Source organism: Campylobacter sp. 2352 PW (genome assembly GCF_024723575.1).
Lineage (GTDB): Bacteria > Campylobacterota > Campylobacteria > Campylobacterales > Campylobacteraceae > Campylobacter_D.
In genome coordinates this window covers 58,831-72,100 of record NZ_JANQCX010000007.1, presented here as the reverse complement: position 1 = coordinate 72,100, position 13,270 = coordinate 58,831, and the positions used below count along the sequence as shown (strand labels likewise).

The 13,270-nt window shown below is 31.7% G+C and carries 15 protein-coding genes; 6 read left to right on the top strand and 9 right to left on the bottom strand.

Translation table 11 applies throughout. The annotated features are described in order from the left end of the window. Nucleotides 1-50 precede the first annotated feature (50 nt). From surE to blaOXA, 4 genes are read left to right on the top strand one after another with little or no spacing between them, the layout of a single operon-like run. Nucleotides 51-824, top strand: a complete 774-nt coding sequence (gene surE, locus CAMP5121_RS05395; protein WP_047208632.1) for a 5'/3'-nucleotidase SurE — start codon at nt 51-53, stop codon at nt 822-824. Beyond that, nucleotides 817-1,470 carry a ThiF family adenylyltransferase gene (locus CAMP5121_RS05390; protein ID WP_214099256.1) on the top strand — a complete coding sequence of 218 codons (654 nt, stop codon included), beginning with the start codon at nt 817-819 and terminating at the stop codon, nt 1,468-1,470. The genes surE and CAMP5121_RS05390 overlap by 8 nt, the downstream gene beginning before the upstream one ends. After that, nucleotides 1,454-1,903 (top strand): GNAT family N-acetyltransferase, encoded by a 450-nt coding sequence (locus CAMP5121_RS05385; protein ID WP_263725155.1) that lies wholly within the window; start codon nt 1,454-1,456, stop codon nt 1,901-1,903. The genes CAMP5121_RS05390 and CAMP5121_RS05385 overlap by 17 nt, the downstream gene beginning before the upstream one ends. Continuing rightward, nucleotides 1,900-2,667: an OXA-493 family class D beta-lactamase gene (blaOXA, locus tag CAMP5121_RS05380; RefSeq protein ID WP_337214992.1), complete on the top strand. Its 768-nt coding sequence runs from the start codon at nt 1,900-1,902 to the stop codon at nt 2,665-2,667. Before CAMP5121_RS05385 ends, blaOXA begins: the two co-directional genes overlap by 4 nt. Here blaOXA and bioC read toward each other — a convergent pair. From bioC to CAMP5121_RS05360, 4 genes are read right to left on the bottom strand one after another with little or no spacing between them, the layout of a single operon-like run. Beyond that, entirely contained in the window at nt 2,641-3,339 is a 699-nt protein-coding gene (bioC, locus tag CAMP5121_RS05375) for a malonyl-ACP O-methyltransferase BioC (protein ID WP_337214991.1), read from the bottom strand. The genes blaOXA and bioC overlap by 27 nt on opposite strands. Continuing rightward, nucleotides 3,324-3,950 (bottom strand): pimeloyl-ACP methyl esterase BioG family protein, encoded by a 627-nt coding sequence (locus CAMP5121_RS05370; RefSeq protein WP_337214990.1) that lies wholly within the window; start codon nt 3,948-3,950, stop codon nt 3,324-3,326. Before CAMP5121_RS05370 ends, bioC begins: the two co-directional genes overlap by 16 nt. After that, complete coding sequence (locus CAMP5121_RS05365) at nt 3,947-5,071, bottom strand: aminotransferase class I/II-fold pyridoxal phosphate-dependent enzyme (protein WP_337214989.1); 1,125 nt, start codon at nt 5,069-5,071, stop codon at nt 3,947-3,949. Before CAMP5121_RS05365 ends, CAMP5121_RS05370 begins: the two co-directional genes overlap by 4 nt. Then, the gene (locus tag CAMP5121_RS05360) at nt 5,071-5,691 is read right to left on the bottom strand and encodes a tetratricopeptide repeat protein (protein WP_337214988.1); all 621 of its coding nucleotides are present in this window, start codon (nt 5,689-5,691) and stop codon (nt 5,071-5,073) included. The genes CAMP5121_RS05365 and CAMP5121_RS05360 overlap by 1 nt, the downstream gene beginning before the upstream one ends. Before the next feature lie 128 nt (nt 5,692-5,819). Here CAMP5121_RS05360 and CAMP5121_RS05355 point away from each other — a divergent pair, with 128 nt between their 5' ends. After that, nucleotides 5,820-7,088: an adenosylmethionine--8-amino-7-oxononanoate transaminase gene (locus tag CAMP5121_RS05355; RefSeq protein ID WP_337214987.1), complete on the top strand. Its 1,269-nt coding sequence runs from the start codon at nt 5,820-5,822 to the stop codon at nt 7,086-7,088. On the opposite strand, the gene bioD is transcribed toward CAMP5121_RS05355, so the two are convergent. The 3 genes from bioD to CAMP5121_RS05340 are packed head-to-tail and all read right to left on the bottom strand — an operon-like array spanning nt 7,062 to nt 8,303. Beyond that, entirely contained in the window at nt 7,062-7,634 is a 573-nt protein-coding gene (gene bioD / locus CAMP5121_RS05350) for a dethiobiotin synthase (protein ID WP_337214986.1), read from the bottom strand. The two genes, CAMP5121_RS05355 and bioD, sit on opposite strands and share 27 nt — an antisense overlap. 7 nt (nt 7,635-7,641) lie before the next feature. Further along, nucleotides 7,642-7,956: a DMT family transporter gene (locus tag CAMP5121_RS05345; RefSeq protein WP_039619256.1), complete on the bottom strand. Its 315-nt coding sequence runs from the start codon at nt 7,954-7,956 to the stop codon at nt 7,642-7,644. Beyond that, nucleotides 7,956-8,303, bottom strand: coding sequence for a DMT family transporter (locus CAMP5121_RS05340; protein WP_087699708.1), 348 nt, complete (start codon nt 8,301-8,303; stop codon nt 7,956-7,958). Before CAMP5121_RS05340 ends, CAMP5121_RS05345 begins: the two co-directional genes overlap by 1 nt. A gap of 174 nt (nt 8,304-8,477) precedes the next feature. Between CAMP5121_RS05340 and CAMP5121_RS05335 the strand changes: the two genes are divergently transcribed. Then, on the top strand, nt 8,478-9,512 hold the full coding sequence (locus CAMP5121_RS05335) for an isoaspartyl peptidase/L-asparaginase family protein (RefSeq protein WP_263736597.1): 1,035 nt from the start codon (nt 8,478-8,480) through the stop codon (nt 9,510-9,512). Here CAMP5121_RS05335 and CAMP5121_RS05330 read toward each other — a convergent pair whose 3' ends face one another. Together CAMP5121_RS05330 and carB are read right to left on the bottom strand one after the other, a co-directional pair. Continuing rightward, a complete protein-coding gene (locus tag CAMP5121_RS05330; RefSeq protein ID WP_337214985.1) occupies nt 9,513-9,935 on the bottom strand; it encodes a Sua5 YciO YrdC YwlC family protein in 423 nt (140 codons plus the stop codon). Further along, entirely contained in the window at nt 9,932-13,195 is a 3,264-nt protein-coding gene (gene carB / locus CAMP5121_RS05325; RefSeq protein WP_337214984.1) for a carbamoyl-phosphate synthase large subunit, read from the bottom strand. The genes CAMP5121_RS05330 and carB overlap by 4 nt, the downstream gene beginning before the upstream one ends. Nucleotides 13,196-13,270 lie beyond the last annotated feature (75 nt).

The window sequence follows — 13,270 nt, the reverse complement described above, 5'->3', positions numbered from 1 at the left end:
TTTAAAAAATATTTTATCACTTGTGTTAAAATTTAAAAAAAGGAAAAAATATGAAAGAAATTTTAATAACAAACGATGATGGCTATGAAAGCGAAGGCTTAAAAAAGCTTATTAAAATGCTAAGAAAGCATTTTAAAGCTAAAATCACCATAGTAGCTCCTGCTAGTGAAAAATCAGCATGCTCGCACTCCATAACACTAACCAAACCTTTAAGATTTCACAAGGTTGGAAAAAGATTTTATAAACTTGATGATGGCACACCTGCAGATTGTGTTTATCTTGCTTTGCATGCTTTATACAAAAAGCGTTTGCCTGATCTTGTCATAAGTGGGATTAACAAAGGTGCTAATGTAGGCGAGGATATAACCTACTCAGGAACTTGCGCAGGTGCTATGGAAGCAGTGCTTCATGGAATTCCTGCAATTGCTTTATCACAATTTTACAAAGATAGCCAAAAAGAGCTTGATTATAAACTTGCTTTAAAGCTTACTAAAAAAATAGTCAAAAATATCTTTGAAAAGGGCTTTCCTTTAGATAAAAAAGAATTTTTAAATATCAACTTTCCTTCTAGTAAAACAGCCTTTCAAGGCTTAAAAATTTGCAAAGCAGGTAAAAGAATTTATAGTTATGAAGCACACTCAAATACAAATCCAAGAGGTGTAGAATACTACTGGCTAGCTGCTGCTAATCTTGATCATGAAAATGAAAAAGACTCAGACATAGCACTTTTAAAACAAGGCTATGCCACAATAACACCTATAATGCTTGATCTAACAGCTTATAATCAAATGAAAAATCTCAAAAAATGGATGAAAAATGGATAGATACACGCGTATAAAATGGCTTGTTAATGAAGAAAATTTTATTAAATTTCAAAATACCAAAGTTTTAGTTTGCGGACTTGGTGGAGTTGGTGGAATTTGTGTTGATGCGCTTTTTAGAAGTGGCTTTAGCAATCTAACTTTAATCGATGCAGATAAATTTGAAACTACTAATCAAAACCGCCAACTTCATAGTGAAAATATAGGCGTAGAAAAAGCTAAGGTTTTTGAACGCATTTACAATGCCAAAGGCATAGTTAGTAAAATCGATGATGAGTTTTTAAAAAGTTTTGATCTAAGTGAGTTTGATTTAATCATCGATGCGATTGATGATATACCTGCTAAGGTTGCTTTGGCTAATTTAGTTGATTTAAAAAAGCAAATTTTTATCTCATCAACTGGTGGAGCTAGAAAGCTTGATCCGACGCGTATTAAAACGACAAGTATATTTAAAACACATGGCGATGCCCTAGCTAAAAAATTCCGTTATGAGCTTAGAAAATCAGGCTTTAAAGGGGATTTTGATGTGGTATTTTCAGATGAAGAAGCTCATTGTAAAGATCTTGGCTCATTTATGGGTGTGACAGCCTCTTTTGGACTTGCTTTAGCTTCTTTGGCTTTAAGGAAAGTGCTTGATAAGAAAGCTTGATATAAAAGACTTAACTTCTTGCATCAAGCTTTTTAAGCAAAGCGTATCCACTCTTTGTAAAAATGATTACACAAAAGAACAAATTCATGCATGGATTAATATAGACCAAAAAGCTTGGGAAAGAAAATTTCAAAATCAACTAGGTTTTGTTTATGAAGAAAAAGGCCAAATCATATCTTTTATAAGTATAAATTTAGAAGAAAAAACACTCGATCTTTGCTTTACTCATGCAAACTATGCTCATCAAGGTTATGGCAAAGCTTTATTGGAATTTGCTCTTAAAAACTATCCTTATAGTGAAATTTATACTTTTGCTAGCCTTAGTGCTAAAAATTTCTTTTTAAAAGCAGGATTTAAAATCATCAAAGAAAACATTGCTATAAGAGATCAACAAGAATTGAAAAATTTTTTAATGAAAAAGGAAATAAATTGAAAAAATTACTTTTACTTTTTAGTCTTTTTTGCTCTTTTACTTTGGCAAATGAAAATTTAAAAGATCTTTTTAAAGATTACAACAAAAGTGGGACTTTTATAGCTTATGATGGCAAGGATTATTATAGTAATGATTTTAAAAAAGCAAACAAACGCATTTTACCTGCCTCCACTTTTAAAATTTTCAACACCCTAATCGCACTTAATGAAGGTATTGTGAAAAATACTAATGAGATTTTTTATCATTACAAAGGCGAAAAGGTATTTTTACCCTTTTGGAAAAATGACGCAAATTTAGCCCTAGCTATGCAAAGATCACAACTACCTGCCTATAAAGAACTAGCTAGAAAAATCGGCTTAGAAAAAATGCAAAAAAACCTAAATAAACTCAACTATGGCAACCAAAAAATAAGTAAAATCGATGAATTTTGGATAGATGATTCTTTACAAATTAGTCTTAAAGAACAAGCAAACTTACTTTTTGAACTAGCAAATCTAAAATTAGATTATCCTAAAAATATACAAAAAGAAATTATAAATATAATAAAACTTAGTGAAAACGACCATTATGAGTTTTTTGCAAAAACAGGCTGGGGTAAAGAAAAATACGGACAAATCGTAGGTTTTATAAAAGATAAAAAAACTCATCAAATTTATGCTTTTGCTTTATGTATGGATATAAGTGATTTTAACAAACTTTATCTAAGAGAAGAATTAGCAAAAAAATATCTATCAAATTTAATAAACTTGGCACATAAAAAATAAAGGATGATAAGTCAAGGTATTTTGAAATTCTTTTTCATAGTTTTTTAAAAATGCCTTGCCTATGAAAAATTTTTCACTCAAAGCATTTACCCCGCTTAATTTCAAATGCCTAAAAAGCTCTAAAGTATCATCAAATCTTAGCTCTTTTAATTCTTCTTTTGCTTTTATAATCTTAAAATTTTTAGAAAGCTTTTGTGCAATTTGCTCTAAAGTTAAATATTTAAGTGATAAATTAGTGCTTTGCTTTATTTGAGTGAAATTTTTTTCTCCAAAAGTAGAAAAAAGCAAAATCCCATTTTTATTTAGCATGCTTGCAAGATTTTCTAAAAGCTCATCTATCTTTAGCCACTGCATACAAGCATTGGAAGCTATAAGATCAAATTTTTTCGTATAAAAATGATGATTTTTAAGCTCATTCATATCAAAAACACCAAATTCATCAAACTTACAAGGATTTTCAAAAGGATAAATATCATTTAAAAAATAATGCTTAAATTTAATACACTCTTGCAAAGCCTTGCTAAAAATCCCTACTCCACAGCCAAATTCAAACACCGCTTCAAAATCGCTCAAATCATTCTCAACAAGCATTTTACAAAGCTCTTTAGCCATTTCTTTTTGCACAGGTGTATTTGCGCTATAAGTGTCTTTTGCTCTTATGAAAGTTTGCAAAGTGCTTCCCAAGTGTGGTATTTAAAAAATATAAAATGTGGCTCATCAACAAACATTGCCTTTTCTTTGAAAAAATTCAAAACATGCTTTGGTGGAAAGATTTTATCCTCTTTGCTAATTATGGCTTTATCCCAAGTGAAATTTTCGTTTAAATCTTTAGTGCAAAACTCATATAAGCTTAGAAGTTCTGCTTTTAAATGCTCGTTTTTTTCAAAATAAAATCCATCACTTAAATTCATTCTTTTTTCAAGCAAATTTACTTTAAAATCTTCCAAAGCAAATCTTTTCATAGTAAGTTTAAAAATGGCTTTTTTAATCCCAAATTCATCATCTATAGGTAAATTTGTGCCATTTATGGCTATTTTTTTATCAAATTTCATATCTTTTAAAATTTTACTCGCCACGCAAACTCCCATAGAAAAGCTAATAAGAGTGATTTTTTCAAATTTATGAAGATTAATTTCCCAACCAAAACTCGTATAATCATACACCATTAAAACATTTACATCACTTTTTAAATGCGCAAAATGGCTAAAATGTGAGCAAAACCCTGAAAAAAATAAAATCAACTCAGATGAATTTGCATTTTTATGTAAAAAATGAGTTTTCAAAGTACCTCCAAAACCTTTTCTAAGTCTTTTTTCACTAAACCAGCATGCAAAGAAAAGCGAATTCTAGCTGTATTTTTAGCCACGGTTGGCTCTTTAATAGCAGGTGCGAAAATACCATTTTCTAAAAGCTTTTGTGAAATTTCACTAGCTAGCGCATTTTGCCCTAAAATAAAAGATATCACATAAGCCTCGCCTAAAACCACACCTTTACTTGCTAAAGCATTTTTAAACCAAGCGCTTAACTCTAAAAGCTCTTTTCTTTGAGCATTAAATTCATGCAAATGCTTAAAAACATGCAAAGTCCAAGCTATATTGATAGGTGCAATAGCAGTTGAGTATATAAAAGCTCTTGCTTTATTGATAAAAAAATCTTTTTCATTACTTATCATGCAAGCCCCCATAGAAGCTATAGCCTTACCAAAGGTAAAAACTAAAAAATCCACTTCCTTTTCTAAGCCCAAAAATCTCACATAACCCAAACCATCATCATTAAAACACCCTATGCTATGAGCTTCATCAATATAAATTTTGATATTTTTAAACTCTTTTTTTAAATTTATGAATTCTTTTATAGGTGCAAAATCTCCATCCATACTAAATAACGCTTCACTTACGATGATGATATTTTCAAATTCTTTATAATGCTTTTGCACTAAGCTTTGTAAATGCTTTATATCATTGTGCTTAAATCTTATAAATTTAGCCCCGCCAAGCCTTAAACCATCGATGATACTTGCATGCACTTGTTTATCTGCTAAAAACAAAGTATTTTTAATGCTTGCTAAAGCTTGCAAACAGCTAACATTTAAGGCATAGCCGTTGTTAAAATGCAAAATTTTTTTGCCTAATTTAGCTTCTAAAAAGCTTTCAAATTCATCAAAAATCGCATAATTTCCACTCAAGCTTCTTGAACTTGAACTAGAAAATTCAAATTCTTTTAAATGCGTTAAAAAATCTTGCTTTAATGCTTTTTCATTACTTAAATTTAGATAATCATTGCTCGCTAAATTCAGCAATTTTTGCCCATTATAAACGACATATTTTCCCTCATGTTTTAATGAGCGTAGAATTCTAAAATTATTTTGTTGTTTTAACTCATCTAAAATTTGTGCAATTTGCATTATTGTTTAAGCCTTGCGTAAGCTTGACAACCTAAATCATTTTTTAAATCACAAGCCTTGCCAAAATATTCTAAAGCTTTAGAAAGATCCTTTCTAATACCTTTGCCATTTTCATACATAATAGCAAGATTAAAGCAACCCAAGTTATCATTTAAATCACAAGCATTTTGATAAAACTCTACCGCTTTGAAATTATCTTTTTTTACACCATATCCATTTGCATACATAACACCAGTAGCACTACAACCAAAACCATTGTTTAAATCACAAGCCTTTTGAAAAAAACTAATTGCTTTAAAATTATCTTTTTTTACACCATATCCATTTGCATACATATACCCAAGGTGAGAGCAACCTACATTATCATTCAATTTGCAAGCTTTTTGATAAAATTCCACTGCTTTGAAATTATCTTTTTCAACACCTTTTCCATCTTCATACATGACACCAAGATTAGAACAGCCGTCCCCGTTATTTAAATCACACGCTTGTTTGTAATACTTCATAGCTTTTATATAATCACCACTCTCATAAGCTTCAAGTCCTTTTAAAAACAAATCCTCTTGTGAGTATGCAAAATTTGAAAATAAAATCGTTAGGATAATCAATACTTTTTTCATACTTTACCTCTAAATTTAAGATAAAAGCTAATTATATAAATATTTTCTAAATAATCCTTTTTCATTTTAAAGCATAAATTTGAGTAAAAATTGTAGTATCATTAGTAATAAAAATCAAAGAAGTAAAAATGAATTTAAAAGAACTAGACTTAAAACACATTTGGCACCCTTGCACACAAATGAGCGATCATGAGTTTTTACCTTTAATACCTATAAAAAAGGCTAAGGGGGTGTATTTGTATGATTTTGATGAAAAATCCTACATAGACTGCATTAGCTCTTGGTGGGTAAATATCTTTGGTCATTGTAATGAATACATCAATGAAAAAATCAAAGATCAACTTCAAAATTTAGAGCATGTCTTGCTTGCTGGTTTTTCACATGAGCCTATCATAAAGCTTTCGCAAAGACTTTGTGAGCTTTTACCTTTTAATAAATGCTTTTTTGCAGATAATGGTAGTTCAGCCATAGAAGTGGCTTTAAAAATGAGTTTTCAATACCACTTAAACAATGGCTCTAAAAAGGATAAATTCTTATCACTTAGCAATTCTTACCACGGAGAAACCTTAGGTGCATTAAGCGTTGGCGACGTAGCTCTTTATAAAAAAACCTATGAGCCTTTACTTTTAAAAAGTATCACAACACCTGTGCCAACAAGCAAAGACTATACAAAAGAACTCGAAATTTTAGAAAGTATTTTAAAAAATCATCATCATGAAATTTGTGCTTTTATACTTGAGCCTTTGCTTCAATGTGCGGGCAATATGCACATGTATGAGCTTGGGTATTTAGATGAGGCGATTAAACTTGCTAAAGATTATGGTGTGCAAGTGGTATTTGATGAGATAGCCACAGGTTTTGGACGCACAGGAGAAATGTTTACGCTTGATTATTGCTCGCAAAGCATTGATTATATATGTCTTTCTAAAGCTATCACGGGTGGGTATTTACCACTTTCAGTGGTGCTTACTAAAGATGAAATTTATGAGAAATTTTATGATAGTTATGAGAGCCAAAAGGCCTTTTTACACTCTCACTCTTACACGGGTAATGCCCTAGCTTGTGCAGCGGCTAATGCGACTTTGGATATTTTTGAAAAAGAAAACATCATCGCAAAAAATAAAATCAAAAGTGCTTTTATAAAAACTCAATGGGATAGTTTAAAAGAATTTGACTTTTTAGGAAATTTTAGAAATTTAGGTATGGTAAGTGCATTTGATATACAAAAAAGCAAATACCAAAGAGCAGGACTTGAAGTCTTTCAAAGAGCCTTAGAAAAAGGCTTACTTTTAAGACCACTTGGAAATACAATTTATTTCATGCCACCATATGTTATAAATGAAGATGAGATTGCTTATGTAGTGCAGTCTTTAAGAGAGATTTTCAAGGATTTTTGAAAGCTTTTCGCACACTTTATCATCAAATTCTATGATAGGAATTTTAGCGTAATTGCCTATAAAATCCTTGCTAAAATTATCTTGGGTTTTTAAGATTAAAGCAAGGATTTTAATATCTCTTTGTTTTAGTGCTTCTATACTTAAAAGCGTGTGATTGATACTTCCTAGATAGTCTTTTGCCACTAAAATCGTAGGGTGCTTAAACGCACTCATATAATCAATCATCGTTTTTTCATCATCAAGAGGAGAAAAAAGCCCACCAGCTAGCTCGATAATGAGTTTTTCACTTTGTGGAATTTGTATATCAAAAGCTTTATAGCTTAAATTTTCTAAAATCCTGCCTTTGTGCGGGGAAGCAGGAGTTTGTAAAAACACACCTTCTTTAAAAATCTTAGTTTTTGGACTAAACTCAGCTACTACCTCACTATCTTTTGGCGCGCCTGCTTGGATAAGCTTAAAATAATCAAAACCCAATTCTTTACAAAGTCTAGCACTTAGATAAGTTTTGCCAACATCTGTGTCTATGCCGCTAATATATATTTTCATTTTAAACCTATGAAAGTATTTTTAAACCCACAGTACAAGCAATGATAAGAGCAATTAAAAAAAGCTTTAAAAAGCTTTTACTTTCTTTATAAAAAAGCACTCCAATGATAACCCCACCTGCAGTTCCAGCTCCTGTCCATATAGAATAAGCCACACTCATAGCAATACTTTGCATGCTAAGACTTAAAAATCCAAAAGAAAAACCAAAACACACTATCAAAGCTAAAAGATAAAGCTTATTTTTAGTGCTTACAAGTTGTTTCATGATAATCACACCAAAAATTTCAAAAGCAGTCGCTAAAAACAAAAAGAACCATTCCATTATTTAGCTTCCTTGCTAATGATTTTAAGGCCTATGATACTTAAAAGTAAAATAGCTATTAAAGTAAGTTTGGTAATAGAACTTGGCTCATTGAAAATAAACATCTCATTAAGCACCACCCCAACCGTGCCAATACCTACAAAAACACTATAAGCAATGCTTACTTCAAGTCTTTCACAAGCTTTTAAAAAACATGTAAAAGATATGCAAACCCCAATGGCTGTTAAAGCATAATGCCAAATTTCAGTAGAGTATTTTAAACCACTCACCCAAAAACACTCAACCAAACCACCTAAAATCACCATAAACCAACCAAAATTAGAGCTTATTTTTGTTCTTTCTATCATAATCTACCTTTTTTCAAAAGCGCAAATTATAGCTAAAATTACAAAAATAAAACTTTAATCAAAAACTAAACATATAATAATAAAAAATATCATTATTATAAATATTTTTATAATATTAATTTATATTTAATTTTTATTATTATAGAATCAAAAGCTTGTAAAAAGGAGATAAAAATGAGTTTTTTAACAAATAGTAAAAAGGCTTTATTAATATTAGCTAGTTTAGCATTTTTAACAAGTAATAATACTTTTGCAAAAGATTTTGAACCTATCATCGTGATACACGGTGGTACAAGTGGCTTAGGACTTACTAAAGAAGAATTTGCTAAAAGAGAAAAGGTAATGAAAGAATCTTTAAAAGCGGGCCAAAGCATACTTGAAAAAGGTGGAAGCTCTGTTGATGCAGTTATAGCTGCCATTAAAGTAATGGAAGATAGTCCTGAATTTAACGCTGGAAAAGGTGCTGTTTTTACTTCCGATGGATTTAACGAACTTGATGCATCTATAATGGATGGAAAAAATTTAAGAGCAGGTGCAATTGCTATGGCTAGGACGATTAAAAATCCTATAGAGGCAGCAAGACTTGTTATGGAAAAAACACCTCATACTTTAATAGCAGGAGAAGGTGCTGATAAATTAGCCAAAAAACATGGTTTAGAAATAGTAGGACAAAAATATTTTTTCACAGAGCACAGATACAAACAACTTCAAGAAGCTAAAAAAAGCAAAGAAGTATTACTAGATAGTGATAAAGCAAAGGCTCATCTTGGTGTAAGCACAGAGCCATATTTAGGCACAGTAGGTGCGATAGCTTTAGATAAAAATGGCAATCTTGCAGCGGGCACAAGCACAGGTGGCACTACAAATAAAATGACAGGACGCATTGGAGATTCTCCTATCATAGGGGCAGGAAATTATGCAAATAATGACTCAGTTGCGATTTCTTGCACAGGAACAGGTGATATTTATATAAGAGTGGCTGTGGCTCATGAAGTTGCGTCTTTGTATAAATACAAAAAACTTTCAGTACAAAAAGCAGCCGAAGAAACTATCAAACAAGTAGCTAAACTTGGTGGCACAGGTGGAATCATCTCTATAGATAAAAATGGAAAAGTTGGCTATGCTTGGACTAAAGATAAACTTGGAATGTATCATGGACAAGCAAAAATCGGTGAAGAACCAAAAGTATTTTGGCCACTTGGAAAATAATTAGCGCAACTTAACTTTTTTAATGCCTCGAAGTTTAAAAATCTTTGAGGCTCCGCTTTCAAAAAACTTTTCATCTACTATTTGATCTGCATTTTGCATAGCCCAATTTAGATCAAATTTTTTTCCATGAAGATTTGCAGAAGTAGAATAAAGCCAATCAAACTCTTTTAAAAATTCCTCATGAGCACAATCTTTCACGACGCGTATTGCTTTAGAATTAGGATATAAAAAAGTAGTTTTTTTGGATTTTCTAATAGTGTTTTTAAAATGACTTGGTACTCTTGTAAGTTTTTTAAGCTCACTAAATTTAGCCGTAGTAATTAAACAATCTTGCTTTAAAGGTCTTTTCTTTAAAGTATTAAGGGTTTTTAAGTCCTTGCTTAAAAACCCTGCTGTTGTATCAGTTTGAGCAAGATAAATCATGCTTTTAAGTATTCTTGTAAGCTCTTTACTTCAAGGCATGATTTATTTTGTATAGCTTTAATCGCTTTAGCACCTGCATACGCTGCTCTTAGGTTGGTAAAATATGGGGTTTTAAAGCGTAAAATATTTGCTCTAATTTTTTTAGTATCACCTTTAAAACTATGCTCATCGCTAGTATTAATAGCAAGTTGAATTTGAGAATTTTTTAACTTATCCTCTACATTTGGGCGCCCTTCAGAAATTTTATGCACAAATTCACACTCCAAACCTGCTTCTTGTAAAATTTTATAAGTTCCACTTGTAGCAATGATTTTAAATCCTAGCTTAATGTATTCATTAGCTAAATCTACTGCGTATTTTTTATCTTGTTCTCTTAGTGATAAAAATACATTGCCACTTTCTGGTAAGAAATTTGAAGAAGCAAGTTGGCTTTTTGCATAAGAGTTTTCAAAGTCTTTGCTTACACCCATAACTTCGCCGGTTGAGCGCATTTCAGGCCCAAGCTCAAGGTCACTTCCGCTAAGTTTAGCAAAAGGAAATACCACTGATTTTACACTAATATGTTTTGGTTTTTTAGCTCTTAAAATTCCATTTTTTTCCTCTACCACTTTAAAAGTATCATAAAATTTCAAACTTTCTCTTAAATTTCCTTGCCACATCACGCGCGTTGCAACCTTAGCTAAAGGAATTCCTGTAGCTTTACTCACAAAAGGCACAGTTCTACTAGCTCTTGGATTTACTTCTATCATATAAAGTTTATTATCATGGATAGCAAATTGTATATTTAAAAGCCCTACTACACCTAAATTTAAAGCAATATCTTTTGTTTTTTGCTCAATCATTTCAAGCATAGCTTCATCAATATTTACAGCAGGTAAAGAACAAGCACTATCACCTGAGTGAATTCCTGCTTCTTCAATATGCTCCATAATACCTGCTACATAAACTTCTTTTCCATCGCTTATCGCATCTACATCAAGCTCAGTTGCATTGTCTAAAAATTGATCGATTAATACCGGAGATTTATCACTCACATCCACTGCTTCTTGCATATAAAGTCTAAGCTCGCTCTCATCATGCACCACACGCATTGCACGACCACCCAAAACATAGCTTGGTCTAACAAGCACAGGATAACCTATCTCATTTGCTTTTATAATCGCTTCTTCAACGCTTATAGCTGTGCCATTTTTAGGTTGATTTATGCCTAAATCTTCAATAAATTTCGCAAATTTCTTTCTATCTTCAGCTAAATCTATCACCCTTGCACTTGTTCCAATAATCTTTGCTCCAAAAGCACTAAGACGTTTTGCAAATTTAAGCGGAGTTTGACCACCAAAATGCACTATCACTCCATCTGGTCTTTCTCTATCAATAACCGCTCTTAAATGCTCAAAATCAATCGGCTCAAAATATAAAATATCACTTGTATCATAATCTGTTGAAACCGTTTCTGGGTTACAATTATACATTATAGTTTTTACGCCCATATCTTTTAGAGCAAAAGAAGCATGCACACAAGCATAATCAAACTCAATACCTTGTCCTATGCGATTTGGTCCACCACCTATAATCATCACTTTTTTATCTTTTTTATCTTTACTTTCTTTTACTTGTGTAGCTTCATTTGCATTAATACTTGAGTATAAATATGGGGTTAGTGCTTCAAATTCGCCTGCACAAGTATCTACTTCGCTATATTGAGCAATGATTTTATGTTTAATTCTTGCATAATAAATATCATTTTGGCTTAGCTCAAGATTATCTTTTTGATTAATTAAGCTAGCGATTTTTTTATCTGAAAAACCTAAGGTTTTGGCTTTTCTTAATAGTTGTTTATTGCTTAAAATATCCATATCTATTTGGTTTTCAAATTCCACTATTTCTTTGATTTGATTTAAAAACCAAGGATCTATTTTGCAAAGCTCAAAAAGCTCTTGTGTGCTAAAACCTTCTCTAAAAGCTTGTGCTATATAAAGCAAGCGTTTTTCATTAGCTTGGCGAATTTTTGCTAAAAGCTCATTTTTATCACATTCTATAGTATCAAACCCGCTTAAATTTCTCTCAAGTGAGCAAAGTGCTTTTTGAATGCTTTCTTTAAAAGTTCTCCCTATAGCCATAACCTCACCCACGCTTTTCATAGCAGTACCTAGCTCTGTGTTTGCATTTGGGAATTTTTCAAAAGTAAAACGAGGAATTTTGGTTACGATATAATCAATTACTGGTTCAAATGAAGCAGGAGTTCCTGTGATATCATTTTTAATCTCATCTAAACTAAATCCAACCGCTAAAAGCGTAGCTACCTTAGCTATAGGATAACCCGTTGCTTTGCTAGCTAGGGCTGAAGATCTTGAAACCCTAGGATTCATTTCAATAACTATCATTCTACCATTAGTTGGATTGATAGCAAATTGCACATTTGATCCGCCTGTATCCACTCCGATTTCTCTTAAAATAGCAAAAGAAGCATTACGCATTGCTTGGTATTCTTTATCAGTCAAAGTTAAAGCAGGAGCTATAGTAATAGAATCGCCCGTATGAACCCCCATAGGATCAATATTTTCAATAGAGCAAACGATAATACAATTATCATTTTTATCTCTAATGACTTCCATTTCGTATTCTTTCCAACCAAGCAAGCTTTCTTCAATTAAAATTTCATGGATAGGGCTTAGTGCCAAAGCAGTATTTGCAAGTTCTGCAAACTCATCCATATTATACACCACGCCACTTCCTGCACCACCTAAGGTAAAAGAAGCTCTAATCATCAAAGGAAAACCAATCTCATCAACAGCTTTTAAAGCCTCTTCATAATTATACGCATACATAGATTTTGGCAAATCCATGCCAATTTTTTTCATACATTCTTTAAAAACTTGTCTATCTTCACCTTTTTTTATCGCTTCAGGATTTGCACCTAAAAATTTTACATCTGCAAGCTCGCCACTTTCATAAACTTCCATAGCAACATTCAAAGCAACTTGGCCACCCATAGTAGGTAAAATCGCATCGATTTTTTCTTTTGTGATTATACTTAGAATACTTTCTTTGGTAATTGGTTCTATATAAGTTGCATCAGCAAATTCAGGATCTGTCATAATAGTAGCTGGATTAGAATTGATCAAAACCACTCTATAACCTAGCTCTTTTAAGGTTTTTGCTGCTTGAGTTCCTGAGTAATCAAACTCGCAAGCTTGACCTATAACGATAGGCCCACTGCCTATTAATAATATATTTTTTATATCTGTTCTTTTTGGCATGTATTTTCCTAAGCTGAATTTTTAGCAAAATTATAACAAATATAAGTTTTTTAGAAGTTGAAATTAATAAAGAAT